The organism is Kitasatospora saccharophila, assembly GCF_039529925.1.
In the GTDB taxonomy this organism is placed as follows: domain Bacteria; phylum Actinomycetota; class Actinomycetes; order Streptomycetales; family Streptomycetaceae; genus Kitasatospora; species Kitasatospora saccharophila.
The window spans coordinates 60312-86936 of record NZ_BAAANS010000023.1 but is presented as its reverse complement, the minus strand read 5'-3'; the positions used below and the strand labels follow the sequence as shown (position 1 = coordinate 86936).

The following is a 26625-nucleotide window of genomic DNA, read 5'->3' as shown; positions in this document are numbered from 1 at the left end:
TCGCGGGCCGGTAGTTCGCGGAGGGACGTCGCCGCAAGGACGGGACCCGACAATTCCCGGGATGGTCACCGGTGCCGGGAGCGCACGGGGTGCGGGCCCGGGGTGGATACGTTCGGTGGGGACGGGCCCGGAGCGGGTGCCCGTTCGTCGGGCGGAACGGAAGCGAACGCAAGTGGGCTTGCAACGGATCTCCCCGAAGCAGCGTGGCTACCTGGTCGTCAACTCCCGCTCCGGCGGCTGCGCCGAGACGGTCGCCCGCAGTTGGCAGTCGATCCCGGCACGCACGCCCGGGGGCGCGCGCCGGTGGTGCTGCTGCTCGGGTCCAGTGCCGGGTACGGCCTGTCGATCCTGCTGGCCGGGCTGCGGCAGCACGGGATCCGGGGCATAGGCGTCGCCTACGAGGGCGCCCTGAGCGAGCGGCGCACCGCGACCGCAGGCTGGTACCGCACTGCGACCGTCGCCCGGCTCGCCGCCGAGAACGGCTCGGACTTCGTGTTCCTCAATGCCGACGCGTTCTCCGCCGGGGCCAAGGAGCGCGTCCTCGACCTGGTCGCCGAGCGCTACGGCCCTGTAGACCACCTGGTCTACAGCTTGGCCGCGCCCCGCCGCACCGACCCCGTCACCAGCGAGGTACACCACTTGGTGATCAAGCCGGTCGGCGGGGCGTACGAGGCAGCGTCCCCGGTCTTCCCCGACGGAGCCGCGAGCATCGGCGCTGTGCGGCTGGCCGCCGCGAGCGAGGAGGAGCGGCGGGCCACCGTGAAGGCGATGGGCGGCGAGAACTGGCGGCTGTGGGCCGACGGCGTCCTGGCAGGCGGCGCGGGCCGGGCGTTCACCGTGGTCGCCGGTGTGGCCGTCACCCAGGCGTCCACCGCCATCCCCTCGATCGCCCTGTACACCTCGCTGCTGCGGAACGTCTTTGGTGCGGACGGCTGGCGCACCACCACCGACCAGGCCGTGGACCTGTGGGAGCAGTTGGCCGGCGAGCGGCCGCTTCTCCTCGACGGGCAGGGCCGGATCCGGCTCGACGGCTGGGAGTCGGACGAGGAGGTCCAGACACGAGTGCGCGCCCGGTGGGCCGACTCGGTTGCCGCACTGGCCGCCGACCCGGCCGGTTCGGCCTGGTTCCACCAGCAGTCCGGGAGCTGTACGGCTGTGACGTGCCCGGCGTCGACTACACCGCCGAGGCCGAGGCCGAGACGTCCTGGCCCGCCGCCCCGGAGCCCGTGAGGATCCCGTGATGCGCTGAGGTGCTGCTCGCGGTCAGGAGGCCCCGGGGCGGTTCGACGGCGGCGGGTGCCAGGATGGGCGTCCCGGTCGGTCGGGACGGGCGGGCCGGACGGGCGGGTGGGAGGAGACGCGGGTGGCGGGACGGAACGTGCGCCGGGCCAGGGACGTGGTCGCGGTGGCCGGGCGGCAGCGGGCCGCGGCGCGGGTGCTGGTGGCCGACCACGCGGCGGCGGTCGCGGAGGTCGCCGCCGCGCACCGGCGGGTCTTCGGACGGCTGGTGCGGGCCGAACTGGAGGCGATCCCGGTCGAGCGGCTCAAGGACGTCACCGGGGGCCGCCTGCAGATCGGCACGCTGCGCGCCGTCGGGTGCACCACCGTCGCCGCCGTGCACGACGCTACCCGGCAGGACCTGCTGCGGATCCCCGGCATCGCCGGCCCCACCGCCGCGCACCTGCTCGCCGCCGCCGCCCAGATCGCCGCCGCCGTCGAGGAGGGCACCGCCGTCCGGCTCGACCCGGCGCACCCCGACGCCGGGACCACCGCGCTGGTCGCCGCCCTGCACCGGCTGGTGCTGGCCGGCCCGGCCGCCCGCCGGGCCGCCGCCGAGGCCGCCGCGCTGGACGCCCGCTACGAGACCCCGCTGGCCGAGGCCAAGTACGCCCGGGGCCGGCTGCGCGCTCTGCTGGCCGGCGCCGAGAAGCGCGAACGGGCCTGGCGGGCCGTCGAGTCGCTGGCCGCCGAGGGGGAGCGGGCGGAGGCCGACGAGGCCGGGCTGCGCTTCGCCCAGGCGTCCGCCGACCTGCTGCGCCCGCTCGCCGGGGAAGTCGAGGCGTGGGTCGAGTTCGAGCACCGGTCCGCCGAGTTCTACGCCGAACTGGCGCTGCTCGCCGAGGACGGCCTGCTCGCCGGCCGGACCGCCACCGACGGCCGGGCCGCCGCCGAGGGCCACCTGCCCGACGAACTGGCCGAACAGGTCCGCGCCCAGCCCTTCGACGACCGCGGCTGCACCGTCTCGCTGCGCGGCTACCAGGCGTTCGGCGCCCGGTTCGCGCTGGCCCGCCGGAAGGTGGTGATCGGCGACGAGATGGGCCTCGGCAAGACCGTCCAGGCGCTCGCCGTGCTCGCCCACCTGGCGGCCGCGGCGGAGGGGACGGCACGCTTCCTGGTGGTGTGCCCGGCCTCGGTGCTGGTCAACTGGCAGCGCGAGACCGCCGAGCGCAGCACGCTCACCCCGCACCGCTACCACGGCCCCGGCCGGGAGGCCGCCCGGGAGCGCTGGCTGGCCGCCGGCGGCGTGCTGGTCGCCACCTACGAGTCGCTGCGCACCCTGGCCGCCGACCCGGTGGCCGCGCTGGTCGTCGACGAGGCGCACTTCGTGAAGAACCCGGCCGCCCGCCGCACGCAGTTGGTCGCCGAGTGGGCCGCCCGCACCGAGCACGTGCTGTTCCTCACCGGCACCCCGATGGAGAACCGGGTGGAGGAGTTCCGCACCCTGATCGGCCACCTCCAGCCCGAGCTGCTCACCGACCTCCCGGCCGGCCTCGGCGCCCTCGGCCCGCTCGCCTTCCGGCGCGCCGTCGCCCCCGCCTACCTGCGCCGCAACCAGCAGGACGTGCTCACCGAACTCCCGGACGTGGTACGGGTGGACGAGTGGGACGAGCTCTCCGGGCCGGACCGCGCCGCGTACGCCGCCGCCGTCGCCGATGGCAACTTCATGGCGATGCGCCGGGCCGCGTACGCCGACCCCGCGCACTCCGCGAAACTGCGGCGGCTGCGCGAACTCGTCGCCGAGGCCGCCGAGTCCGGGCACAAGGTGGTGGTCTTCTCCTACTTCCGGGAGGTGCTGGCCGCCGTGCACGGCGCGCTCGGCGCACTCGGCGCGCCCGTCACCGGCACCGTCGCCGGATCGCTGCCGGCCGAGCAACGGCAGGAACTCGTCGACGAGTTCAGTGCCGCCGAGGGCCACGCCGTGCTGCTCTGCCAGATCCAGGCCGGCGGGATCGGCCTCAACCTGCAGGCCGCCAGCGTGGTCATCCTGTGCGAACCGCAGCTCAAACCCACCCTGGAGGACCAGGCGGTGGCCCGGGCCCAGCGGATGGGCCAGATCCGCCGGGTCCGGGTGCACCGGCTGCTGGCCACCGACAGCCTCGACCGCCGACTGGTCGAACTGCTGCGCGGCAAGGCCGAGTTGTTCGACCGCTACGCCCGCCGCAGCGACCTCGCCGAGGCCGCCCCCGAGGCCGTCGACATCTCCGACCGGGCACTCGCGGTGCGGATCGTCGAGGACGAGCAGCTGAGACTGGCCGGCCCCGGCAACTGACCAGGCGGGCAGTGGGGTTGACGGGCCTTCAGGTGATCCGCCGGTGGGCCCGGGTCAGAAGCCCAGCTTCCAGTCCTGGAAGTTCGAGCTGCAGTAGTCCGGGGGGAGTATCGGGTCCGGATCCCAGTCCGTGTAGGAGATGTAGGGCGGGTGGCCGGGCGAGTTGGCGTCCAGGCACCGCTGGGTGAGTCCGGGGTGCCACGCGAAGCGCCACGCGGTCCAGGGGTAGTTGCTCGGGTAGAGCAGCCAGGTCTGGGTGGGGAGCCAGGTGACCGTTCCAACCCCCGGCTGCCAGGAGTCGCAGGTGTCGCAGCGCGGAATGAGGAAGCGCTGGGTCTGCACGTCCTGGATCCACACCGTGGCCCACTCGTCCTTGGGGTGGTTCGCGATGGTGATGTGCCACTGCTGGTACTGGCCCCCGTTGCACGGGAGGGTGTAGACGTCGCCCTGGTCGTTGCTGTCCAGGCACTGGCCCTGGGCCCAGCTGCGGATGATCCCGGTGTACCAGTAGGGACTGGGTCCCTCGGTGGCCTGGGCGGGGGTCGCGGCGACGCCCGCCATGGCCACGACGGCGGCCATGGCCGTCAGTGCGGCGGCCAGGCGGGTGGTCACCCGGCGGCGCCAGCTCGGTGCCGTTCGTGTGCGATTTAACATGGTTGGTCCTTCCGGGGCATGCTGCGGCCCGAGGCGGACCGGCTGCGGCCGGTCGCCTCGATCCGCAGGTGACGTCGCATCAGCGAACACGCCACCGAATCCGGCTGTCCAGGCGGGACGAGCTGTTCTCAGCCGATGAGACGGGCGATCGGCCCGGGCCCGGCGCCTCCGGCCGATCCGTCCGGCGGGGCGCCGAGGCCCGCCGGGGTCCGCTGCCGCGGCGGCCCGGCCCGCGGCAGCGGCGGCGGCCGGCGCGGAGGAAGGAAGTCCCGCCGCCCTCAGCGGGGGCGCCCGGTCCGAGAACGAGTGGACCGGGTGGGCGGCGGGACGCGGAGTGACGAACCCCGGGAAAGAGTCTGCGCGTTCCCGCTCACGTTCCACTAACGTCCCGCTGACGTGCGCGAACGTTCATCCTTCGGCTCCGACTTGACGGGCGGTCGAACGGCGGGGGAGGGTACGCCCGGGCGGCCCGTGAGGGCCGGCCGGGCAAGCCGGCAGGGGGAGCGGACGGGGGGAGCGATGCGGGCGCTCACCGAAGTGCGGGACGAACCGATGACGGCCGACGGGCTGGTGCTGCGCCGACCGCGCCCCACCGACGCGGCCCTCGTGCACCGGGGCAGCCACGACCCGCTGGTGCGCGAGTTCCTGCAGGCCGTCGTCCCGCACCTGGACACCGCCGCCGCCGCGCGGTGGCTCGACGAGATCCCCCCGATGCTGTGGGAGACCGGCCGGGCCGCCTACTTCGCGCTGGAGGACGCCGCGACCGCCGAGCCCGTCGGCTGGGCCGAACTCGTCAACCTCGACCCGGAGCGGGAGTGCGCCGAGGTCGCCGTCTGGCTGCTGCCCGAACACCGCCGGCTGCGCACCGCCAAGGCCGCGCTGCGCCTGGTGTGCCGCTTCGGGTTCGAGCGGATCGGCCTGTGCCGGGTCGAGGCGTTCGCCGCCGCCGACAACATGCCCAGCCAGCTCACCGGCGCCGCGATCGGCTTCCGCCGGGCCGGCTACCGCCCGGCGCTGTTCCGCAGCTCCCGCACCCACCGGCTGCACGACGCCGTGCACGCGACACTCGTACCGGAAGACCTCTGCTGACCCACGGGGCTCCCAACTTCCCTGCAAAGAACCAGGAGTGACACCATGTCAGGAAGCGTCAGGCTGGAAGACGGCACCCGCGGCGAACTGCTGATCGACGCCGACGGCGCCTTCCGCGCCACCCGCGCCGACCGCGAGCGCACCGGCCGGGTCGACCCGGCCCTGATCCGCCGGGTCCTCGCCGGGGCCGACCAGGTCCCCGCCCCCGCGCCCGCCGACACCCCCGCCGCCGGACGGCGGCTCACCGTCCTGGGCCGGCCCGGGCAGGCCGACCGGCAGTGGACCGACGGCACCGCCGCGCCCGTCCCGGGCTCCGCCGCCGTGCTCGACGCGCTGCTCGCCCAGGCCCTCGGCGAAGCCGCCGACCCCGCCGCGCTGCCCGCCGCGCTGGCCGCCACCGAGCCCGCCGGCGGAACCGCCCGCAGCGCCGCCGTGGTCGGCACCGTCGCGGGCCGGGCCGCGTACGCCCTGGTCGAGGCGGACGGCGCGTTCGGCCTCACCGCGCTGGACGACGCCGCCCCGCTCGGCGGCTCCGACGCCGACGCCGGGCTGGCCCCGACCGCCGTCGCGCTCGGCGAGGCGGGCGGCCGCTCGCTGTTCGCGGTCGGCAGCACCGACGGCTCGGTCCAGGTCTGGGACGCCACCACCGGCGCCGTCGCGCACGGCACCACCGGCGGCGAGGGCGCCCAGTCCGTGGCCGCGCTGGTCTGCCGGGACATCCCGGTGGCGTTCTCGGCCGGGCAGTCCGGCGACCTGCGGGCGGTCCGCGCCGACGACGGCCGGGTGCTGGGCACCCTGCCCACCGGCGGCCGCGGCGCGACCGCGCTGCGCGCCGTGCACTGCGCCGGGGTCGACCTGCTGGCCGCCGCCGCCCCCGACGGCACCGTCCGGGTCTGGGACGCGGGCACCGGCGAGCTGATGCACCTGCTGGTCGGCCACCGCGGCGAGGTGCTGGCGCTGGCCGTGCTCACCGTCGACAACCAGGCCGTGCTGGCCTCCGCCGGCCAGGACCGCCGGATCCGGCTGTGGGACCTCGCCACCGGCCAGCCGGTCGCCGAACTCGACGGCCACACCGGCACGGTGACCGGGCTCGCCTTCACCACCCTCGCCGACCGGCCGGTGCTCGCCTCCTGCGCGCTGGACGGCACCGTCCGCACCTGGGACGTGTACGACGGCCGCCCGCTGAACGGCTGGCCGGCCGGCGAGTGGCTCACCGCGCTGGCCGCCGCCGGGGACGCGCTGTACACCGGCGACGAGACCGGCCGGATCACCGCCTGGGACGCCGCCACCGGCGCGCCCGCCCCCAGGGCCGTGCCCGCCGGCCGCCCCGGCAGCCCGCTCGCCGCGCTGGCCGCCGGCACCCTGCACGGCCGTCCGGTGCTCGCCGCCGGGTTCGGCGACGGCGCGCTCACCGCCTGGGACGCCGCCACCGGCGCCCCGTTCCTGGACCTGCCCGGCGGGGGCGGCCCGGTGCACAGCCTCGACCTCACCGCCGACCTGCTGGTGTGCGGCACCGCCGCGGGCGCCGTCCGCAGCCACCGCCTCACCGACGGCACCGAGCTGCCGCTGCCCGTCCCGCACGCCGGGCCGGTCGCCGGGATCGCCTTCACCCCCGGCGAGCAGCCGCTGCTGGCCTCCGCCGGACGCGACGGCGCGATCGCCGTCCGGGACGCCGCCACCGGCGCCGACAGCCGCCGGTTCGCCACCGGGTGCGGCCCGTTCACCGCGCTGGCCGCCACCGAGGCGGGCGGCCAGCCGATCCTGGCCACCGCCGGCGAGGACCTGGTGGTGCGGCTGTGGCACGCCGTCAGCGGCGCGGCCGGCCCGGTCTGCACCGGACTCCCGCAGGCCGCCGAGGTGCTGTCGTTCGCGGTGCTCGGCGGCCGCCCCGCGGTGATCGCGGGCGCGGGCGACGGCACCGTGCTGGTCTGGGACGTCCAGGACGGCAGCCGCACCGCCGAACTGGCCGGTGGCGGCGCGGCCGTCCGCGCCGTGGTGGGCCGGGAGTTCGACGGCGAGGGACTGCTCGCGGCCGGGGACGCCGCGGGCACCCTGCGGCTGTGGCACCTGGCCAGCGCCTCGCTGCTCAACGAGGCCGCGCTGGACGGGACCCCGCTGGCCATCGACCTCGACGAGGCGGGCCTGCGGATCGTCACCCCGGGCGGCGCGGTCACGCTCTGACCGGGATCCTCCATCGAACATTCACGACCGACCCGGAACGGGCACTTCCGGTCTTTACTTCCCCTTGCGGGTTCATGTCGTGAATTTACCTGTTGCATTCCTTCTGGTTTCCACCGTGACTTGATGACATGTCAGGATCGTGCCGGGATGACGTGTTGTCATTCCGGCACCCCCGAGCGGCTGGGAGCGCTCCCAGCCGCGGGTTAGGGTGGTAGTGGAATGGGCCGGTGCGGGCATGTCACGGGCGCGTCCGGGCCACCCGCTGCCCCGACGACCCGGCATGCCCGGCGCGGGCCGTCGGCACGGGTGCGTGCCGACCGGGGGCGGCGGAGTGCGGAGGATGCGCAGGTGGCGGACGAGACGGTCTGGATCGACCTCGACGAGGTCGAGGCGGCAGCGAAGAAGATTCTCGGACTACTGGACGAACTCACCGGCCCCGCCAACCAGTTGGCGGCCAAGGTGAAACAGGTCCAGGCGACCGTCTACGGCACCGACCAGGTCGGCAAGGCGATCCAGGGCGGCAGCTCCTCGGTCGGCGGCCTCGCCGAGCACCAGGAGCAGGTGCTCCAGGGCATCGGCGTCCTGATCCAGAACGCCACCGCGGTCGGCCAGAACCTGCAGTCGATGGCCGCCCGGCACCGCGCCAACGAGGACCAGCAGGCCACCGCGCTCGGCGGCATCATGGGCGACGGCACCATGCCGGCCGGCCCGGGCCTCGCCAGCGCGGGGACCTACCTGTCCGGCGGTGCGACGGTGGGCACCCCCGGGTACGAGTCGAGCCTGCCGCTCGGGCAGGCGACGCCCGGCGAGCCGGTGCTGACGCCGGGCCAGGACATCTGGGCGGCTCCCGTGTCCGGGCAGCTGACGTCGCAGATCGCGGCCACGCCGGACAACCTGCCGCACGCCCGGGCGGGGGCGGAGCTGCTCACGCCGGACAACCTGCCGCACGCCCGGACCGGGGCGACGCTGCTCACGGGGGAGCACCTGCCGCTGGCCCGGCCCGAGATGGTGGAGGCCACGCCGGCGATGCAGGGCACGCCGGCCCTCCACACGCTGCCGAGGGAGACGGTGGAGGCCACGCCGGCCCTCCACGTGCTGCCCAGGGAGACGGAGCAGCTGCCCGCCTTCCCGGTGGGCGCCCCGGCCCCGCCGCCGCCCATCGAGGGGCTCGGCAACATCGACCCGGACGGCGGCTACCAGTCCGCCGAGACGCCGGACCTCGACTACAACCCCCCGCCGCCGCCGCCCTACCTGGGACCGGGCATGTGGGCCCCGACGGGGCACGGCGTCTGACGCCGCCGGGCGGGCACCCCGCCCGCCCGCGCCGGGCCGTCCGCCCGGCTCCCCGCCGTCCGTCCGCCGAGCCCATCGCGCCGAGCCGTCCGCGCCGCCGGGCCGTTCGTGCCGCCATCCGCCCGCGCCGCCGAGCCGTCCGCGCCGCCGAGCCGTCCGCGCCGCCGCGGGCCCCCTGCCGTCCCGACCGCACCCCTCCGGAGACCCGCTGCCATGATCGAGCTGCCCGCTGACCTCGCCGAGGTACTCAAGACCCTCCAGAGCAACGAGCAAGGCGCCGACATCGTCTTCCCCGACGGGAACGAGGACCTGCTCGCCGAACTCGCCGCCGCCTGGGCCAAGTGGAACGAGGTGGCCGACAGCCACGTCACGGCGATCGTCGCGGCCGCCAACCGGGCCATGGCGAGCATGTCGGGCCCCGCCGCCGACAGCTTCGCCCAGTACCTCAAGAAGTTCGCCGCCGGTGAGGGCTCGCACGTCACCACCACCCTCCAGGCCGGGCACGTGATGGAGGACTCGATGCGGGGCGCCGCGCAGGCGGTGGGCGAGGCCAAGACGGAGATGATCCGCGAACTCGACTACGCGAAGAAGTACATCGAGGCCCACCCGGCCGGGAAGCACGACGACATCGCCAAGTCCGAGGGCGTCAAGCAGGCCGTCACCCTGTACCACCAGTACATCGGCCGGGTCAGCGGCAACATGGACACCACGCTCCGGACGAACGCCGGCTACATCGCCGACATGACCGGCATGGGCCAGACCTGCTCCCTCAACGGCAGCACCGCGAGCGGGGGTTCGGGCGTCGGCGGGGTCGGCGGCCTGGGCATCGCGGGCGGCGCGGGCGGCGTCGGCACGATGAGCGGCGGGGTCGGCAACCTGCCCGGCGGGCTGTTCGGGGCGGGCGCGGGCAGCGGCCTGCCCGGCGGGGTCGGCGCCACCACCACCGACCCGTCCGGTTTCTCGCTGCCGGGCCTGGACGGCGCCGGTGCGGGTGCCGGTGCGGGTGGTGCGGGCGGGGGTGCCGGATTCGCCGGGTCCGGCTTCTCGCTGCCCGGCCTGGACGGCGCCGGTGCGGGCGGCGCGGCCGGGGCGGCCGGGTCCGGTTTCTCGCTGCCGGGCCTGGACGGCGCCGGTGCGGGCGGCGCGGGCGGGTCCGCCGGGTCCGACTTCTCGCTCCCGGGCCTGAGCGACCCCGGAACGGCCGGATCCTACGGCGGATCCGGGGCGTTCGGCGGCGGGGGCTACTCCGGGTCGGGAACCTCCGGATCGACCGGCGGCTCCGGCCTGGAGCCCTTCAGCCTGCCCGCCCCGAACCTGCCCCAGTTCGGCACCGACACCGGCGCGGGCGGCAGCGCCCCGGTGTTCACGCCGCTCTCCACCACCGGCAGCAACCACCTCGGTCTGGCCGGGCTCGGCGACCTCAGCGGCATCGGCGGCCCCGGCGTCGAGACCGGAAGCAGCTACGTCCCGAGTCAGAACTTCGGCTCCGGCCTCGGCAGCAGCATCGGCAGCTCCAGCGGCGGCTCGCTCGGGAACCTCGGCGGCTCCCTGGGCGGCGCCCTCGGCGCGCTCGGCGGATCGGGCGGCGGATCGGGCGGCGGCGCCCGGGCCGGACTCGCCCCGTTCGGCGGCGGCAGCAGCCCGTACGGCCTCGGCGGCGGGGCCGCCCGCGGCCTCAGCGGCACGGGCAGCACCCTGGCCGGGAGCCGCGGTGCGGGAGCCGCGGGCGGCATGACCGGCGCCGGTTCCGCGGTCGGCCGGGCCGGGGCCGGGGCCGGCACCCTGGCGTCCGGCGGCGCGACCGGCCGCAGCGGCGCCTCCGGCATGGGCGGCGGCCACATGCCCGGCATGGGCGGCGGCGGCCGCGGCGGCGGCAAGGACGGCAGGCACGGCAACCGCTTCGTCAGCCCCACCCGCTTCGGCAGCGACGGCGAGGAGGAGGAGCAGCTGCACGGCGACCGGGGCATCCTCGGCCAGGCCGGCGAGGTCGGCCCGCGCGACCGCCACTGGCACCGGGCCCGCCGCCGCTGGCTCGACGACGCCCGCGACGACGCCACCTTCGCCACGGCCGAGCCCGAAACGCAGGCCGCCCCGGCCGCCCCCGCCAGCGAGAGCGAGGTCCTGAACCAGCTCGCGGGCGTCCTGCTCGGCGGCGGCGCGACCGGCACCGACGGGACGGGCACCGACGGAGCCGGCGCGGACGGCGCGGGCAACGACGGGACGGGCGGCGGCGGTACGGGCAGCGGCGGTACGGGCAGCGGCGGGACGGGGGGCGAGCAGGCTTCCGGTGGCACCACGGACGCCGCCACCGCCACCGCCGACCACGCGACGGCACGCCGGGAGACCCCCGTCACGACGACGGAGACCGCCGGCAGCACGGATGACGCCTCCTACCTGGAACGCTCCCGCAGCGTCGCCGCCCGGCGCGGCCACCCCGACGCGCCGACGGCCGAGACCGGTTCCGCCGCGACGGCCTCCGACGCCGGTGCGGCGGCCACCCCGCAGCGGGCCCCGCTCCGCGAGGAGGGCGGCTTCCAGGTGCCCAGCCCGTTCCTGCGCGCCGCCCTCTCCCGGCTGGCCGCGCCCGCCGCCGACTGACCGCGCGCCCGCCGCCGCCCGCACTGACGAAGGAACCCTCATGAGCAACGACGAGCAGGCCTGGTACGTCGACGCCGGGGCGCCCGCCGAACCCGCCCACGTCCTGCACCGGATGGTCGAGACCCCTGTCGAGGCCGACCGCTTCGAGGTCGACACGGCGGGCCCGGAGAGCATCGCCCTCGATCCGGTGCAGCCGCGGGAGCGGATGGGCGGTCTGCTGCAGCCGATGCAGCAGGGCGTTCCGGTCTCCGAGCAGGCGACACCGGAGATGCTGCTGCCCCGGGAGCGGGTCCTGCCGGCGGAGCCGGAGACGCTGCTGCCCCGGCAGCCGGCGATGCAGTTGGCGGAGCCGGAGACGCTGTTGCCCCGGCAGGGGCTGGAGCAGGCGTCGCCGGAGACGTTGCTGCCCCGGCAGGGGCTGGAGCAGCCGGTGGAGCCGTTCCAGCAGGGGCGGACGGACTTCGCGGCACCGTCCGCCGAGCATCCGGTGGAACCGGCGTACGCGCCGCTGCAGCCGATGCAGCAGGGCGTGCCGCTCTCCCGGGCGACGCCCGACCAGGTGGCCCACCGGCCGATGGCGGCCCGGAACGCGGCGTCCGGGAGCGGGAGTTCGGGCGGCGCCGGATCGGGCTTCCGGGTGGACCCCGACCAGTACCGGGCGGCGGTGTCGCCGCTGCTCGCCGCCGCCGACCAACTCGGCAACGCCTACCGGTCGTTGAGCGCCTACCTGCCCTCGCTGGAGGCCCAGGACCCCTGGGGCAACGACGAGTCGGGCAAGAAGTTCGCCGAGGGCGAGCACGGCTACGTGAACGTCAGCCACAGCACCATGACGCTCTTCAAGAGCCTGTCCGGCGGCCTCAAGGGCATCGCCGACGGCCTGAAGCAGATGGCCGACAGCTACCAGAACGCGGACGACGACACCGTCGCCGAGCTCGGCGAGATCGACAGCACCGCGCCGATGCCCGCCTCGCCGTCCCTCCCGTCCACCTCTCCCCACCTCATGATCACTCCGGGTATGACCCAGAGCGGAAGGCACTGACCCGATGGCCGTCGAACTCCCGGAACCGCTCCAGTGGGTCCTCCTGCTGCTGGCCGGCACCCGCTGGCCCGAGGCGGACGAGGACCAGCTCCGCCACATGGCCGAGCACTGCCGCACGGCCGCCGAGAGCGTCAAGGACGCCGCGCAGAGCGCCGATTCGACGATCAAGCGCGCGCTGGACGGCCAACAGGGCGCCGCCGCCGAGGCGTTGTCCTCGTACTGGGAGAAGAAGTACTCGGTCGGTGAGGGCTCCGACAAGCCCGGGGCCCTTCCGGCCACGGTCGACTCGCTCAACGGCATGGGCGACATGCTGGAGAACATGGCCAACTCCGCGGAGACCGCGAAGATCCAGATCATCGCCCAACTCGGCATCCTGGCCTTCGAGTTGGCCACCGCCGAGGCCGAGGCGCCGTTCACCGCGGGCGCCTCGCTGCTCCAGGTGCCGGTGATGATCGGGGCCAGCCGGGCGGTCGTCCAGCAGATCCTGAAGCAACTGCTCAAGGAAACCCTGGAGATGGCGGCCAAGCAGGCCGCCCAGATGGGCGCGATCAACCTCCTCGCCCAAGGCATCGAGGTGGCCGAGGGCCACCGCAAGAGCATCGACATGAAGGAGCTCGGCCAGAACGCCCTCGGCGGAGCGGTCGGCGGCGCCTCCGCCCACCTGATCGGCAAGGGCATCGGCGCGGCCGGCAAGAAGATGGGGGCGGAGAACGCGCTCAACTCCACCGTCGGCAAGATCGGCACCGGCGCGGCCATCGGCGTCGGCGCGGACGTCTCCACCCAGCTGATCACCACCGGCCAGCTCGACAGCGGCTCCCTGCTCGGCTCCGGCCTGTCCGGCGGCGCGGGCGCGGGCCTGCACGCCGGCGCCTCCGCGATCAAGACCAACATGAACGTCCCCAAGCCGGTGGACGCCCCCAAACTCGACCTGCCCGACACCGCCGGCACCGGCCACGACAACCCGCCCACGTTCACCAAGTCCACCTCCTCCTCGGACGACAGCACCTACCGCGGCCCGTCCGGAACGACCTCCGGGGACAGCCCGGAACCCGCACCGACCTCCGGCAGCACCTCCGGAGCCGGGTTCGGAGCCGCAGCCGCAACTGGAGCCGGAGCCGGAGCCGGAGCCGGAGCCGGAGCCGGGGCCGCGTCCGGCCTGGGCTCGACCGTGGACGCGGGCTCGTCGTCCGGACACACCACCACGACGGGTGCGGGCGAGTCGAAGGTGAACGGCCTGGCGCCGTTCGGCTCCGACCGCAGCACCGGTACCACGGCCGGGACCACGGCCGCGCCCGCCCCGCACGAGACGCCGACGGTCCAGCCGCACGAGACGCCTGTGCCCGCCCCGCACGAGCAGACGGGCACGCGGGCCCAGGAACCTGACATCGCCCGCATCGACTCGCGGACGGCCGGGCCTAACACCGAAACCGAACCGGCGATGGTGCGCTCGGTGCACCCGACGACCGGACAGCCGCACGAGACGCCCGCGCCGCAGCCGCACGAGTCGCCGACGGTTCAGTCGCACGAGTCGCCGGCCCCGCAGTTGCACGAGAGTGCGGCGCCGCGTCAGGAATCGCCTGCGCCGCGTCCGGAGCCGGTGGCGGTTCAGCCGCACGAGACGCCGGTGCCGCACCAGGAGTCGCCCGCGCCGCGTCCGGAGCCGGTGGCGGTTCAGCCGCACGAGACGCCTACCGTCCAGCCGCACGAGACGCCAGCCCCGCAGTTGCACGAGAGTGCGACGCCGCGTCCGGAGCCGGTGGCGGTTCAGCCGCACGAGACGCCTACCGTTCAGCCGCACGAGACCCCGGTGCCGCGCCACGAGCAGGTCACGCCGCTGGAGCCCGTCCGTGTGGAGCAGGTGTCGCACGAGACGCCCGTGCCGCACCAGGAGCCGGTTCCCGAGCAGTCGCACGGAGCTCCGGCCCCGCGTCACGAGCCCGCCGCGTCGCAGCCGCACGAGACGCCGACCGTCCAGCCGCACGAGACGCCGACCGTCCAGCCGCACGAGACGCCGACCGTCCAGCCGCACGAGACTCCCGTGCCGCACCAGGTCGCGCACCAGGAGGCTCCGGCCCCGACGGACGGGGCCGCCGGGCCGAGGGTGACGGAGCAGCCGGTCGGTGCCGCGGCGACGCAGCAGCCGTCCGGGGGGCCGAACCTGTCGGGCGTGCTCGGCGGGGCCGGGAACCTGGCGGGTGCCGGCGGTACCCACCTGGACGGTGGCAGCCGGGGCGCGTCCGCTCCGGCGCCGGTGCGTCCGGCCGGGCCGGAGCAGGTGCCCGGCCAGGTGCTGCCGGACGCCGTGCCGGACGGCACGCCGTCGTCGACCGTCACGCCGCCCCCGATGGCGGGCGCCGGGTACCTGCCCGGTGCGTCGTCCGTCGGTGCGAGCGGTGCCGGTCGCGGCGGGGCCGGTGCGTCCGGCCGCCAGGGGGGCTTCGGGTCCGTTCCGCGGCAGGACGGTCCCCCGGCGGGCTCGGCGACCGGTCCGGTCCGGTCCGAGCCCGGCGGCAGCACCATCCGCTCCGGCGAGGGTCGCGTGGACGGCACCGACCTGCCGTCGAACCACGAGGAGACCGTCTCGCACGTCGAGCCGGAGCCGTTGCCGCCGGTGGGCACGCCGGAGCACGGGATCATGCACGACCCGGCGGGGTTCCTGGCGGACAACCTGCTCTCGGTGGACTTCTCCGAAGGCGTGAAGCAGCGGATGCCCGGGCTGAGGCCGGGGCAGGACATCGTGTTCCTCAACGCGATGAAGAGCAGCGACAAGCACTGGTTCACGATGGAGCCGGACCCGGCCGTCGGCCGCGGTGGCAAGCCCTCGTACCACCTGGTGCCCGCGTGGGAGAAGTACGCGGCGCACTTCGCCGAGCACCCCGAGAGCTTCCCCGGAGTCGAAAGCTTCCCCGAGCCGCTCGGGGCCCAGTTGCCGCCGCTGAAGGACGACAGCCACTACGTGAAGGGCGCGTACGTGCCCTACGAGGCCAGTGAGCGTCCCGGCGCCGACAGCACCATCGGCCACGCCGAGGTCCCGCTGAACCCGGACCCGAACCTCCCGCGCGAGGGGCTGGTGTTCACCGACGCGATGAACGGCTGCGCGTTCGTGGCCACCGTCAAGCCCGGTGAGGAGACGTTCACGGCCTGGCACTACCAGTCGTACTCAGCCGCGGAGAACCTGCAGGCCGGCGCCGACTTCCGGCTGGGCAAGACGGTCACCCAGTGGGCGGGGCTGCACGACTACGCGGCGCCCCTGCCGCCCGGGCACACGCCGGCGGCGACCAACATGCTGCGCCACAACGGGCAGGGCTGGGAGCTGGTCAGCCAGGAGACGCACACGAACATCCTGGACCCGAACAGCCCGCCGAGGGTCTCCAAGCAGTCGACCATTCCCTTCGAGGTCACGACGCAGACCCCGGAGAACCTCGTCAAGATGACGGTCGACCCCTACCACGTCAGGGCGAAGCAGCAGCTCGGACAGTTCCAGGACGCGGCGCACAGCCTCACCAAGGGGCTGGACCAGGACAGCCACTACGTCGAGGAACTGGCGGGGTTCATCAAGACCATGAGCCGGAGGCTCGAAGCTCAGGAGCGCCGCGTCGCCGAGCTTCAGGAGCCCGGAAAGACCCTGGAGGACGTCAGGGCCGCCGTGACCGAGTTGCGGGAGGCGGAGCAGAAGAACCGGGAATTCCTGGACAAGAACGAGGCTCACTTCAAGGAGCTGTTCGAGCACGCGACGGCGGCCTATCCGAACCGGCGACCCGATACCTTGATCTCGGAGTTCCGGAAGTCGGACTGGATCGACGTGATGCGGCACGAGAGCGACGCCCGGCAGCCCCTGCCGCCCGGTTCCGCCGACACCACGTCCGTCCAGGACCTGAACAGCCCGGCGCCGTCGACCCGGAGCCTCGGCGACGACAGCACCCCCGTCCCGCCGTCGGCCCCGCACCCCACCGCGGACGTCCAACAGGGCACCAGCACCCGGGACTTCGGCTCGATCCCGTCAAGCCCGGCGCCCACGTCGCAGCCGACACCCGAGGCGCACCCGTCGGCCACCGCGCACGGCACCGGTGTGTCCGAACCCCGGCAGCCCCGTCCGACGGAGGCCACCGCGCCCGCCTCGGACACCCGGGCCGTCCCGCCCCGGCGGAACGCCGACAGTGACACCCCGCCGGCGTCGCCCGCCCCGTCGAACAGCCGCAAGCGCGGGCGGGACGAGGACGACGACAGCACGCCGCAGCCCGCCCCGTCGAACAGCCGCAAGCGCGGCCGGGACGAGGACGGGGACGACCGGCCCGTCTCCGAGCCCACCCCCGAGCCGAAGCGGCGCCGGACGCCGTCGTACGAGAACAGCGACGCGGTCATGCAGGACCGCGGGTTCCGGGCCGTCGGCGCCCACGACCCGCTGACGCAGGACCTGGTGAGCCACCTCGGCGGCGAGGCGAAGGCGCACCCGCCGGTCAGTCCCGAGTTGCTCGGGAAGGTGAACCCGCACGCCGCGCCCGTCCACCCGGGCGAGGGCTTCCGGGTCGGCGACGACCTGAACGCCTGCATGGAGAACGTGGAGGCGTACCGGGACACCCACTTCGGCCGTCCCCGGGTCGCCGGTCAGACGCTGCACGGTGACGTGGAACAGAACCCGGGCAGCACGCTGTGGAAGCGGCACGACAGCCCGGCGCTGTTCGGCGAGGGCGCCGCCGCGATCCCGAAGCTGATGGAGACGGTGCGGGACGGCGGCCCGGGCAGCTTCGCCACCGTGCTCGGCGCGGGCAAGCAGGGCACCGGCCACGTGGTCGCGCTGGTCCACGGCCAGGACGGGCAACTGCACTGGGCCGACCTGTCGGACCACCGGGTCACCCCCGCGGACGGCGGCATGCCGGAGAACTTCCGCCCCGACTGGACGGTGTGGGCCTCGGTCGCCGACCCGCACGAGAACAACATCTCGGGCCCGCACGACCCGAACTTCGTGGACACCTACTCCGGCTTCACCCGCCCCGCGGACGCGCCCGCCCCGGAGCCGGTGGCCGCGGGCGGCTCCGGCCGTCCGCAGCCCCCGGCCGTCGAGACGTCCGGCTCCCTGCCGCCGGTCGGCGGCGCGGGCGGCACGCCGCGCGCCGAAGGCGACCGGCGCGGCTTCGGAGCGGACCTCCGAACCGGGTCGCCCACCGGACAGCAGGGAACCGGCCACGCCGGCCCCTCCACCGCGTCCGCTCCGCACACGTCCGACCAGCCCGCTCCCGGCCAACACGAGCAGGGCCAACACGAGCAGGACCAGCAGCAGCACGACGACGGGGCCGCGCCGGGCCACGAACCGCTGCTTCCCCCGGACAACAGCGCCGAGTACGGGCTGCTGCACGACCCGGTGGAGTTCCTGAAGAACAATCCGGTCTCGGTGTCCTTCGCCGATGGAGTCCTGCAGCGCACCCCGGGCCTGCAGCAGCAGGACGTGTTCGCCTTCGTCGAAGCGTTCGAGCGCAGCTCCGAGCACTGGTTCACCCTGGAACGCGATCCGAACTCCGGGCCCGACCAGGAGGCGTACATCCTCACCCCGGCGTGGGAGAAGTACGTGGCGCACGACGAGAGCCTCCCGAAGCAGCCGGGTGAGGAGCGCTTCCCCAAGCCGTCGAACGGTGTGGCGCTGCCGGTCCCGAAGCCCGACCACGAGTACATCCGAGCCGGCTACTTCCCGTACAAGTCGGGCTCGATGCGCGACGAAGCCAATATCGGCAACACGGTGGTCGTCCGGAAACCCGATCCGGCCCGGCCCGGAGACAGCCTGGTCTTCACCGGCGGCATGAACGGCTGCGGGCTGGCGATCACCGACGTGGGCCCGGACTCCTTCAAGGTCTGGCACGTGCAGTCGTACTCGGCGCTCTCCAACCTGGGCCCGGCGGCCACGTTCCGGGTGGAGCACCCCGTGACGGACTGGTTCGGTATCGACGAGTACATCAATCCCCACCAGAGCCAGCAGTACGCGGTCACCAACGTGCTGCGGCACGGTCCGGCCGGCTGGGAGGTGATCAGCCAGGAAGTCGTCAAGACCCCGGGCAACCACCACATCGGACGCGACACCACCACCCGGCCGCTGAAGCTGGACCCGCCCACCGGAGAGGAGTTCACCAGGCGCACCATGGTCCTGTACGACTCGGTGCCCGCCGAGCAGACCCGGCGCTTCGAGGGGAACGCCGAGTGGTTGCTGCGAGATGTGCCCAAGGAGGACTGGAAGTGGGACGCCATCAGCAAGGAGGTCGACGGGCTGCGCAAGCGGCTGGAGGCCCAGGCACAGACCTTCGCGAGCCTCCGACGGCCCGACCTGACAGTGCAGGAGCTGCACAAGGTGGCGGGGATCCTGAAGGCCACGGGGAAGGAGAACGAGAAGGCCGCGGAGAAGAGCGAGATCATGATGGAGGCCATCCTGCGGATGGTCTACAAGGAGCCCGCCAGCGGGACGTACGCCTTCAAGGGCCATGTCAGCGCAGTGGTCGAGGAGTTCAAGTTCAACGCGAACGCGGCCTGGATCGACGGCCTGCACGGGGAGACCAGCGCCTACCTGAAGCCCACGGCCGAGCCCACGGCCGAGCCCACGCCCGAGCCTGCGCCCGAGTCCGTGCCGCGGGCCGGGTTCGGTTCGGTGCCCGCACCGGCCACTGACCGCGCCCCGGTGCGCGGTGACGACACCCCGCTCGGGCACACGCCGGAGCCGATGAACCCGGACGGTCCGACGTCGCCGGTCGAGCACCGGGCGGACGCGGACGCGGACGCGGACGGCGCCCCGGCGCCCCAGCCGTCGAACCCGCGCAAGCGCGGGCGCGAGGACGAGGAGAACGAGCAGGACGGGCCGACCACGGCCCCGGCCGACAAGCGGCGGCGGACCCCCGAGTACGAGAACAGCCAGGCGGTGATGGGGGATCGCGGCTACGAACGGATCGCCCCCGACCACCCGTTGACCGGTGAGCTGGTCAACTACCTGGGCGGTGCGCCCAAGCTGCACCCGCCGATGAGCAACTCCCTCTTGCAGAAGGTCAATCCGCACCAGGAGCCGACGAATCCCGCTGCGGGCTTCCGGTCCGGCAATGACCTGAACGCCTGCCTGGAGAACGTCGAGGCCTACCGGGATACCCATTTCGGACGCCCCCGGGTCTCCGGGCAGACCGTACACGGAACCGTCGAACCGGCCCCCGGCAACACGCTCTGGAAGCGGCACGACGGCCCTGCGCTGTTCGGCCAAGGGCCGGACGCCGTACAGAAGTTGATGGATACGGTGCAGGCCGGTGGACCCGGCAGCTTCGCCACCGTGCTCGGCATCGGCGCGACCGGCACCGGCCACGCCGTCGCCCTGGTCCACGACCGGGACGGCACGCTGCGCTGGGCCGACCTGACCGACCGCAAGGTCGCCGCCGCCAACGGCACGATGCCCGACAACTTCCGCCCCGACTGGACGGTCTGGGCCTCCGTCGCCGACCCGCACGAGAACAACGTCTCCGGGCCGCACGACCCGCGGTTCATGGAGCGGTTCAGCACCTTCGGCGAATCGGCCCACCCGTCCGACCCGACGGGCACCGACACCTTCGGCGCGCCGCACCAGGCCGACCCGAACGCGATAGAGCTGGCACCGCTGCCCGTTCACCCGTCGACCCCCGAACGGGGGCAGTTCCCGCCGGTCGGCCCGCGCGTGCCGGCGCCGATGGACGGCCTCTGCCTGCTGCACTCGATCGCCATCGGCACGCCCGGAGCGGCGGTGAGCCGCAGCACGGCCGAACAGCTCCGGAGCACCGTCGAGAACCACTTCGCCACGCTCCCCCCGGAGCACTGGCCGATTGAGGTCGTCTCCAACCACCGCAACGACCTGATCGCCCAGAAGGCTCTGGACCCCGGCAACCCGCTCGGCCTCCCCGCCGACACGCTGCAGACCCTCAGCAACCACTCCACCAGCACCCCGCCGCCCCCGACCCGCACCGAACGCGCGGCCCTGCTGGACACCGTCCGGAACTGGGAGGCCCGCTGGGGGACCAACGCGGGCGAGATGCTTCCGGCCGCCGCGGCCCACGCGCTGGGGCTCAACCTCCGCGTGGTCGGCGACGACGGCACCTCCCTGGCGGTCTTCGGCCCGTCGGACGGGCGGCAGGTCACGGTGTACCACCAGGGTGACCACTACGACGGAAGCGGCCCGGTGCCGCCCGTCGCCGGGCAGCAGCAGCCGCCGTCGCGTACGACTCCGGAGCAGCAGCCGCCGTCGCGCACGACACCGGAGCAGCAGAAGGCGCCCGAGGGGCAGCAGCAGGCTCCGGAGGGGCAGCAGCAGCAGAAAGCCCCGGAGCAGAAGGCACCGGAGGAGCAGGAGCAGCAGAAGGCCCCGGAGCAGAAGGCGCCGGAGGCGGAACAGCAGAACACCGGCGAGCTGAAGGGCAAGAAGGTCCCGACGCGGCCGATCGAGGGATCCGACCTGGTGGTCGGCCTGACCAAGGACGAGAAGGAGCTCCGGGACAAGGTCGTCGACGTCCTCAACCAGGCGGTGCCGGGGAACAAGGCGGCGGTCCGGACGTTCGCCGACACGCACTTCGGTCCGGCGACCCTGCGGCCGATGCTCCGGGCGTTCTCCCGGGGCGACTCGTGGACCATCCCGTTCGAGGGCGACGGCTGGAGCGGCGACATCAAGCTGAGCGGCCGGGTCTTCGAGACGTTCGAGCGCGGCACCCAGAAGCTGGAGTTCGAGAACGGCGGCGACCTGTCCGCGGCGAACGGCGGCTTCCGCGACAGCCAGTGGCAGCACAACCTCGGGTTCCGGGCCCGGCACGGCGTGGACCTCTGGGAGCCCACCGAAATGGCCGGGTACTACCACGACCGGGGCCACAGCGAGGTCGCCGTGGACCTCGGCGGGATGGTCGCGCGCTCGAAGACCGTCCAGGACGCGGAGCTGTACGAGTCGACGATGCGACTGGAGGTCGACTTCGGCGGCCTGCGGCACGAGGACGCCCCGGTGCGCACCGCCTCCGGCGGCCACACCGTGCAGGCGGAACTCGGGCTGACCGTCGCCGTCCCGGTGCAGACCAGGACCGGGCCGGAGGACGAGCAGCGCACGCCCCCGCAGCGGCTGCTGGACGGCCGGGTCGGCGGGCAGGAGATCGTGCTGGACATGGCGCCGCGCGGCGCGGCCGAGGGCCGGCAGCCGGTGGAGGCGCTGCTGGAGCACGTCGAGCAGGCGGCGCGGCACGAGTTCGGCGACAGGTGGCCCGCGATGCGGGAGAAGGTCCTCGCCGAGGTCGACTTCGACCTGTTGCAGCAGAACCTGAAGAGCATGACGGCGGGCGAACCGGTCACCGTCACGCTGACCGACGGACAGGGCCGCCGGATCGGCACGGTCGAGATCGGTGCCCGGGTCGGCGACCTGCACCAGACCGGGACGACCAAGGAGACCGAGTTCAACATCGGCACCGCCGTCCAGCAGGTCCGCAGCTCGGTGACGAACGAGGGCAACGCGGGCCAGTTGGGGCTGACGGAGGTGTTCCGGCCGGGCTACGCGGTGGCTGGCGGGGGCGGAGCCAAGCGGCTCGGCCGGGACCACGTCGAGATCGTGGGCGAGAGCCGGGTGTCGCAGCTCACCAGCAAGTCGAAGGTGCCGGCCGTCATCTACGACGGCGCCGTGCGCTTCACGCTCTCGTTCAACGGCAAGCCCGAGACCCACGAGGCGGGTTCGGCGGACGTCCGCCTGCTCGTCGACCAGGCGGACACTCGTCCCCCGGCCCCGGCGGCGAAGGACTCCGGGTCCACCCCGCCGAAGGACCAGCCGGAGAACCAGCCGGAGAACCAGCCGGAGAACCAGCCGAAGGACCAGCCGGAGAAGCAGGCCAAGGACCAGCCGGAGAAGCAGGAGGAACAGGAGGTCCTCGCCCCGCCGGCATCGGTCTGGAAGGAAGGCAACGACCGGGGCGGGCTGGACGAGACGGTGGTCGTCCGGGACCTGGAGAGCACCGTCGCCCTGCGCTCGGCGATCGACACCGCAGGACGCGCGCGGTTCCGCAAGGAGTGGGACGGCATCCGCGACCAGGTGCTGCGGAGCTTCAGCCAGCCGAACCTGGCCGCCCGGCTGACCGGGATGACCCGGGGCGAGCCGCTGGTGGTGAAGGTCCCCGGCAAGGAGGACCTGGTGATCCGCGCCGTGGCCAAGGTCGAGGGCATGACCTACCGCCGCGAGGACGGCAAGGCCGAACTCAACCCGCTCAACGAGACCAGCACGTTCCGGGTGGACCGCCGGCTGCAGTCGGACACCACCATCGGCACCGTCGAGGCGGGCGCCGTCCCGGTCCAGGGCACGCCCGGTTTCGAACTGGCCGCCGTCGGGACCGGCCAGCAGCGCGAACGCAAGGGCGGGCAGGGACGGCAGGCCGACCGGGTGTACGCCAACGGCAAGTACGGCGTCCCGCAGGTGATCTACGGGGCGGACCTGTCGGTGGAGATCAGCTTCGGCCGGCCCGGTGACAAGGCCGGGGACCTCGGCACCGTCTCGGCCCCGGTCCGGGTCGAGGTGGGCCTCGACGCCCGGGAGACGGCCAAGGTCCGGGCGCCGCGCCGCGAGGACGGCACCGTCGTCTTCCCGCGGCCGGCCACGCCTGCCCCGGCGAAGGGCACGCCCGCTCCGGCGAAGGGCACGCCTGCTCCGGCGAAGGCCACGCCTGCCCCGGCGAAGGGCACGCCCGCTCCGGCGAAGGGCACGCCTGCCCCGGCGAAGGGCACGACCGAGGAGCCCCGCACCACCGTTCAGCGCCCGAAGCCCGCCGCCCCCTACAACGCGCCCCCCCGGATGCTGGAGCGGCAGGAGGTGAACGCCTCGTACGTCGTCCACACCCTGCGCGGCGGCGATCAGGTGCTCGCGAAGGTGAAGGGTGCGATCCGGGAAAAGCACGGCGAGCCCTCGGCGAAGGTGGAGGAGCGGCTCGACGCGACCCTCGACCGGATCGCGCTGAAGACCCAGCTCTCCCCGCTCACCCGGGGCGGCAAGATCACCGAGACGGTCTCCGGTCCCACCTGGAAGGCCGAGATCACGGTCAGGGCCCGGGTGACGGACGCCACCTACCACTCGTCGACGGAGAAGTACGAGTTCGAGTCCGGCACCCGCACGTCGAGCGGCCACGGCGACGTGCGCGACACGCGCCGGCGGCTGTTCTTCGGCACCCGGTTCAAGGTGAAGACGCCGGTGCTGGACGTCCTGGGTGCCTACGCGCACCGGAGCGACCACAGCCAGGGCCGGACCACGGAGAGCATCGGCTCGGCCTCGAACCGGGGCAAGCACGTCGAGCCGGCCGTGTTCTTCGACGTCGACGCGGCCTACGACGTCACGGTGAAGTTCACCCGGCTCGGCGTCCCGGACGGCACGGTCACCGAGCAGGTCCGCACGTCGGCCCGGGTGGCCGTCCCGACGCGCGACGCCCGGTCGACGGAGGACCCGGGCAAGAAGCCCGCCGGCACCGAGCCCGTCAGCTTCGCGGGGGGACGGCGGCGGCTGGACTCCTCGGCGATCATCACCGACGTCCACGTCCTACCGGAGTACGCGAACGGCCCGGCCGGTCCGGACAACAGCCGGGGGCCGCGGCAGACGTTCGGCGAGTCCGTGCTGTCCCAGGTCGAGTCGGGCTGGAAGCCCGACTGGCTGAAGCGGATGAACGGGAAGACTCCGAAGCAGGAACAGAAGTCGGTGAGCAACCCGTTCCGGAGCGACTGGTCCGGACTCCGCAGCAAGCTGGACCGTGAACTCACCCCCGACCGGTTGCAGTCCCGCCTGAAGGGCATGACGGCCGGGGACGAGATCGTCGTTCGGCACGGGCGCACCACCGTCCGGGTCCGCGCCGTGCTCCGCGACCGGATGGACCACCTCGGCAGCTCCGGCACCACCGAGTTCAACACCGGCACCGACGTCCAACGGACGTTCGTCGACGTCGACGCCACCGGCCAAGGTCACCACGGCCTGCTCGGGATCACCGGCTCCGCCCCCATCCCCGGCGCGCCGGTCTCGATGGCCCCCGGACTGACCGGCACCGGCGGCCGCGGCCGGGAGCAGATCGAGGTGCACAACAGCAGCGTCTCCAGCGGCATGGCGACCAAGGCCAAACTGCCGGGCAGCGCCTACCAGGGCGCGGCGGAGCTGCAGTTCACCTTCGAGCGGCGGCCGTTGATCGGCGCCTCGGTGTTCCAGCGGCGGACGGCGGTGGTCGGCTTCGAGAGCATCGTCGAGACCGCCGGGACCGTGCCGGTGCCCGAGAAGGCTGCTGCCAAGGGTGCGGACGAGAAGGCTGCTGCCAAGGGTGCGGACGAGAAGGCTGCTGCCAAGGGTGCGGACGAGAAGGACACCGCCCCTGAAAAGGAACCGGTGAAGACCATCCCGCAGCAGGCGGTCGAGCCGGCCAGCATCCCGATCCCGCCGGAACGGGTCTGGAAGAGCGGGCTGCGCGACACCGACGTACTGCGCTTCCTCGTCGACGTCGGCGGTGTCCAGGACCTGGTGCGGCTGCGCGGGCCGGAGTACTTCGGCCGGTCGGCCTGGGAGAAGATGGAATCCCAGAGGGGCGGGGGCACCAAGTACGCCAGCCTCTCGGCCCTGTTCGCCTCCGCCTCCCACGGGACGCCGGAGAGCGAAGGGGCGTCGAAGGAAGGGGCGGTGAAGGAAGGGACGTCGTCGGAGGGCGCGTTGACGGAGGAGACGTCGAAGGAGAGCGCGCCGAAGGAAGGGACGCCGAAGGAGGGCGCGCCGAAGGAGGGGACGTCGAAGGAAGGTGCGAAGACCGCTCCGATCGAGCGGGTGCTGTTCGGCCGGGACAAGGGCGTCGAGTTCAACGTGAGGTTGGTCTCCCTCGAACACCGGAACAGCGACGTGGTGGGTGAGTTGAGCCCGGCCAACTCCGCTTCCGGCGGCTCGCTCGGCTACGCCCTGTCGGCGGGCGACGCGGGTGCCCAGGCACAGTTGGGCGCGAAGATCACCGGTACCTCCTCCTTCACCAACACCCCGGCGATCATCGGCGGGAGCCAGCACGCCTGGCGGGCGGGCGGCGGCCACGGCGGCGCCGGGCAGATCGTCTCCAACGGCAAGATCCCGGGCGGGGCGGCCCTCTACCACGGCTACGCCGAGGTCGAGGTGACGTTCTTCGACGGCAACCGCGAGCAGGTCAAGGAGAAGGGGCTCATCCCCGTCGCCCTCGACATCCCGCTGTCGGAGACCCGTGCCGTGGACGTCCCGGAGGACCACTACCTCTCCTTCGGCCCGGCCCACCGCGCCGGCGAACTGCAGTACGGCGAGCCGGGCCTCCTCAACACGGTGCACCGCGCCCGGGGCGGCGACCAGCTGTACGACCAGGCCAAGGCCACCCCGGCCGACCACCAGAGCCTCGTCGACACCGTACGGCTCGGCAGGGCCGTCTACGGAGAGGACTTCGCCGCCGGGACCGGAGCCGACCGGGGCCGCATCCAGGCCGTCCACCACCTGGTCATGCTGGGCGGCGGCACCTACTCCGGCACGGCCGACCTGCTCGGCGACCTGCTCGGCACCCCCAAGGGGGACCCGTTGCCGGTTGACGCCGTGGTCCAGGTGGCCGACTACTTCGAACGGCGCGCCACCGAGGCGGCCCGGCCGCTCGGAGCCCCCGGACGGACCGCGGGCGACGGGCCGTTCACCCTGGAGGACCTGGTGCTCGGCGCGCACGACGGCTGGCCCGCACAGGAGCAGTACGACGTCCACCGCGAGACGTGGACCGACCGGGGCCCGGCCAGCGGACTGGTCACCAGCGCGATGGCGACCGCCGCCGACGCCGCCCGGGCCCTGCCGGGCGACGGCACACCGGCCGGCGGGCAGCTGAGCCTCACCGTCCTCGGCCAGGACGCCAGCCTGCTGCTGAGCCAGCGGTTCCAGTTGGACGGCGGCGACGTGGCGGAACAGATCCGGAAGTTCGAGGAGAAGACCTACCTCAAGCCGGGCACCCCGCCGAGCGAGGTCATCGTCCAGCTGACCCCCTCGCCAGGGGCCAACGGGGACTGGGACTACCTGGTGGCCGTCCGCCCGGGCGGTGAACGCGAACTGACGCTGCGCCACCGCAAGCCCGCGGGCGCGCAGCCGCAGGACGGCCAGCCGCAGGACGCTCCGTCCGGTGGCGCCCCGCTCGACGACGCGGCGGCGGCCCGGGTCGCCGCCGCGTGGCGGTTCGCCGCAGGTCGGGACGGCTCCCCGGAGGCGTCCGGCTGA

Annotated in this window: 9 protein-coding genes; 8 read left to right on the top strand and 1 reads right to left on the bottom strand. The window is 74.1% G+C overall.

Features of this window, described 5'->3' with window-relative positions; genetic code table 11:
* Positions 1 to 261: 261 nt before the first annotated feature.
* Complete coding sequence (locus tag ABD345_RS18200) at positions 262 to 1230, top strand: enoyl-[acyl-carrier-protein] reductase FabV (RefSeq protein WP_344553292.1); 969 nt, start codon at positions 262 to 264, stop codon at positions 1228 to 1230.
* Positions 1231 to 1363: 133 nt separating this feature from the next.
* On the top strand, positions 1364 to 3550 hold the full coding sequence (locus ABD345_RS18195) for a DEAD/DEAH box helicase (protein ID WP_344553291.1): 2187 nt from the start codon (positions 1364 to 1366) through the stop codon (positions 3548 to 3550).
* A gap of 54 nt (positions 3551 to 3604) precedes the next feature.
* Here the strand turns inward: ABD345_RS18195 and ABD345_RS18190 are convergent, their stop codons facing one another.
* A complete protein-coding gene (locus ABD345_RS18190) occupies positions 3605 to 4162 on the bottom strand; it encodes a hypothetical protein (protein ID WP_344553290.1) in 558 nt (185 codons plus the stop codon).
* 594 nt (positions 4163 to 4756) lie between these two features.
* On the opposite strand from ABD345_RS18190, the gene ABD345_RS18185 reads away from it, so the two are divergent.
* The 6 genes from ABD345_RS18185 (at position 4757) to ABD345_RS18160 (ending at position 26625) form a co-directional block, all read left to right on the top strand.
* The gene (locus ABD345_RS18185) at positions 4757 to 5293 is read left to right on the top strand and encodes a GNAT family N-acetyltransferase (RefSeq protein WP_344553289.1); all 537 of its coding nucleotides are present in this window, start codon (positions 4757 to 4759) and stop codon (positions 5291 to 5293) included.
* A gap of 45 nt (positions 5294 to 5338) precedes the next feature.
* Positions 5339 to 7474 carry a PQQ-binding-like beta-propeller repeat protein gene (locus ABD345_RS18180; protein ID WP_344553288.1) on the top strand — a complete coding sequence of 712 codons (2136 nt, stop codon included), beginning with the start codon at positions 5339 to 5341 and terminating at the stop codon, positions 7472 to 7474.
* Between the two features lie 348 nt (positions 7475 to 7822).
* Positions 7823 to 8767, top strand: coding sequence for a hypothetical protein (locus ABD345_RS18175; RefSeq protein ID WP_344553287.1), 945 nt, complete (start codon positions 7823 to 7825; stop codon positions 8765 to 8767).
* Between the two features lie 213 nt (positions 8768 to 8980).
* Positions 8981 to 11365: a WXG100-like domain-containing protein gene (locus ABD345_RS18170; protein WP_344553286.1), complete on the top strand. Its 2385-nt coding sequence runs from the start codon at positions 8981 to 8983 to the stop codon at positions 11363 to 11365.
* A gap of 40 nt (positions 11366 to 11405) precedes the next feature.
* On the top strand, positions 11406 to 12404 hold the full coding sequence (locus tag ABD345_RS18165; RefSeq protein WP_344553285.1) for a hypothetical protein: 999 nt from the start codon (positions 11406 to 11408) through the stop codon (positions 12402 to 12404).
* A 4-nt stretch (positions 12405 to 12408) separates the two neighbouring features.
* The gene (locus ABD345_RS18160) at positions 12409 to 26625 is read left to right on the top strand and encodes a toxin glutamine deamidase domain-containing protein (RefSeq protein WP_344553284.1); all 14217 of its coding nucleotides are present in this window, start codon (positions 12409 to 12411) and stop codon (positions 26623 to 26625) included.

Bases quoted from the DNA above. Each gene is read 5' to 3' on its own strand.
- ABD345_RS18185 (WP_344553289.1), top strand. From the start codon at position 4,757: ATGACGGCCGACGGGCTGGTGCTGCGCCGACCGCGCCCCACCGACGCG.
- ABD345_RS18180 (WP_344553288.1), top strand. From the start codon at position 5,339: ATGTCAGGAAGCGTCAGGCTGGAAGACGGCACCCGCGGCGAACTGCTG.
- ABD345_RS18170 (WP_344553286.1), top strand. From the start codon at position 8,981: ATGATCGAGCTGCCCGCTGACCTCGCCGAGGTACTCAAGACCCTCCAG.
- ABD345_RS18165 (WP_344553285.1), top strand. From the start codon at position 11,406: ATGAGCAACGACGAGCAGGCCTGGTACGTCGACGCCGGGGCGCCCGCC.
- ABD345_RS18160 (WP_344553284.1), top strand. From the start codon at position 12,409: ATGGCCGTCGAACTCCCGGAACCGCTCCAGTGGGTCCTCCTGCTGCTG.